Below are 2696 nucleotides of genomic sequence, written 5' to 3'. Positions count from 1 at the left end.
AGAAAAACATTTTATTAGATGCTATTTCAAATTTAATTCAAAAACAAATTGATAGAATTCGAACTACAGAAAACAGCCCGAAAAATAGTAAATTATATTTCGGATTATTGCTTGAAACCAATGATTTAGTAAAAGCTACTATGAATTTATTAGAACTGTTTAAAGAGTTTAATGAACATGCAAATAAATCAAAATAAAAAAAGAAGCCAATTTTAATTGGCTCCTTTTTTTATGACGTAATATATTATTATGCATTTATAGCTTCTACAATAATAGCTTCATCTTTTAGCATGTCTTTTAACATGTTTTCAATGCCATTTTTTAAAGTAAATGTAGAAGATGGACATCCGCTACAAGCTCCTTGTAAGATAACTTTTACACGTTTTTCTTTTTCATCATAGGAATCAAACATTATATTGCCTCCATCGCTTTGAACAGCAGGTTTTACATATTCTTCGAGTATGTTAATAATTTGTTGTGAAGTTACATCTAATGTGTCAAAATATTCTTCCTCATTTTTTTGATCTGGTTTAGTTTTTGTTTTCAAGCTTTCATCCACAACTACATTTCCATTTTCAATATATTCTTTAATAAATGATCTTAATTCAAGGGTAATTTCTTCCCATTCTTTAATGCCATATTTGGTGATTGAAATATAATTTTCATCAAAAAAAACTTCTTTAACATAAGGAAAACTAAATAAAACTTTTGCTAAAGGTGATGCTTGTGTGTCGTCTATATTTTTACACTCTAAAGGGCTTTTAGTCAGCAAGGTATTGCTTACAAACTTAAGTACAGATGGATTTGGCGTAGTTTCAGCATAAATAGTAATTGCCTTTTTTTTGCCGTCATCTTCATCAAATAATATTATTTCTCCTCCCGTTGCGATGTAATTTTGAATTTGTTCCGCAATTTCATCTTGCACATCTTCCCATTCTACAATAGAATATTTTTCTATGGCTATAAAATTTCCAGAAATATAGATTGTTTTTACAAAAGGTAAATAAAAAAGTTGTTTAGCAAGCGGAGAATTTTTTGTTTCATCTATGTTTTTAAATTCAAAATTTTTATTTTTTGTAATAAAATCTTCAAATTCAAACTTGATTATTTCGTTGTTAGATGTTTTTTTAATAGTTATAGTTAACATGTTGGTTTGATATTTTTTACAAATTTACTAAACTTATTTATATTCTTTAATTATATTTAGTATTTAAAATAATTGAATTAAAACAGACATATTCCAAAATGAAAAATATTATTTTGTTTTTTACTTTACTATCAACTTTTATAGGTTTTTCGCAAGCAATTACAGTTAACCCATCGAATATTTCTACCAATACAGTTCAGCATATTGTTCAAGACATACTAATAGATTCGCCATGTGCTTTAGTATCTAATTTTCAAACACAAGGTCTTTGTGGTGTTGGGAACTTTGACTACACTGGGACAAATTTCGAATTTTCAGGAGGTATGATTTTGCGATGTGGTTTGGCGTCAAATACTGCAGGACCATATACAGGGGCATCAACTTCTTCTGTTTGTTCAGGTTATGGTGATGCTGAATTGCTTGCAATAAGTCAAGCTAATGGTAATACAGGTACAATAAATGATGTGACTTTTGTAAAATTCGATTTTACACCTTTGACCGATAGTTTTAGTTTTAATTTCATATTTGCATCGAACGAATATGGCACTTATCAATGTGGTTATTCTGATGTTTTTGCTTTTATTTTAACAGATTTATCTACAGGGATTTCAACTAATTTAGCAGTTATACCTGGAACTTCTACTCCTGTATCTGTTACTAATATTAGAGATATTGCATATAATGGTGCTTGTCCATCTGTAAACGAAACATTTTTTGACACTTATAATGTGAGTTTACCTGCCGGTTCTACCGCTCTTAATATGCGAGGTTATACGGTTCCAATGACCGCTTTTGCGGATGTAATACCAAACAACAATTACAGTATAAAGTTAGCTATTGGCGACTATAATGATACTGCTTTTGATTCTGCTGTTTTTATTGAAGCTGGAAGTTTTAACGTAGGTACGGCAAACTTATCTTATCCTCTTTCAGAAGGAATTGAAGACACCGATATGTTAGTTTCAAATGGTTTTGCAATTTGTCCCGGAGACGTAAGGGTTTTAGATACAGGATTGAATCCAGCAAGTTATGTTTTTGAATGGACTACAGATACAGGCTCAGGTCCTACTGTTATTGCTGGAGAAACAAGTTCAACTTATACTGTTTCTACTCCTGGTATTTATTGTGTAACAGCAAATAATGCATCGGGAGGCTCTTGTACTCAAACCGATTGTATAATAGTAGAATATTTACCTGGTTTTGTAATTAACACTAATCCAAATGATTTGCTGAGTTGTTCAAATACATTCGATTTGAGTCAAAATACAGCTACAATATTAAACGGATTAGACCCTTTTACTTATGATGTTTTGTTTTATGAGACTCTACAAGATGCAATAGATAATCTTAATCAAATTTCTGTTTTACAAACAACCACAACAACTGTTACAACATTTTATGTAAGAGTTGAAAGTTTTACTTTTGCTTGTCCACAAATCACCCAGTTTGATACTATAATAACTACTTGCCAAATCACCACACCACCAGATATGATTGTCTGTGATGATATAACAAATGACGGAACAGCAATTTTTAATTTAACTTCTCA

Annotated in this window: 3 protein-coding genes; 2 read left to right on the top strand and 1 reads right to left on the bottom strand. The window is 30.3% G+C overall.

The window, feature by feature from the left end; translation table 11 throughout:
* A partial coding sequence (locus AABM47_RS00725) for a hypothetical protein (protein WP_338409006.1) occupies window positions 1-197 on the top strand: 197 nt, incomplete at its 5' end.
* A 50-nt stretch (window positions 198-247) separates the two neighbouring features.
* Here the strand turns inward: AABM47_RS00725 and AABM47_RS00720 are convergent.
* A complete protein-coding gene (locus AABM47_RS00720) occupies window positions 248-1147 on the bottom strand; it encodes a NifU family protein (protein ID WP_338409005.1) in 900 nt (299 codons plus the stop codon).
* A gap of 98 nt (window positions 1148-1245) precedes the next feature.
* On the opposite strand from AABM47_RS00720, the gene AABM47_RS00715 reads away from it, so the two are divergent.
* Window positions 1246-2696 (top strand): choice-of-anchor L domain-containing protein (locus AABM47_RS00715; protein WP_338409004.1); only part of this gene is annotated, 1451 nt, incomplete at its 3' end.

The sequence above is a fragment of the uncultured Flavobacterium sp. genome (assembly GCF_963925415.1).
Taxonomy (GTDB): Bacteria; Bacteroidota; Bacteroidia; order Flavobacteriales; family Flavobacteriaceae; genus Flavobacterium.
The sequence above is the reverse complement of the archived record's forward strand: the minus strand, read 5'-3'. Positions and strand labels throughout refer to the sequence as shown.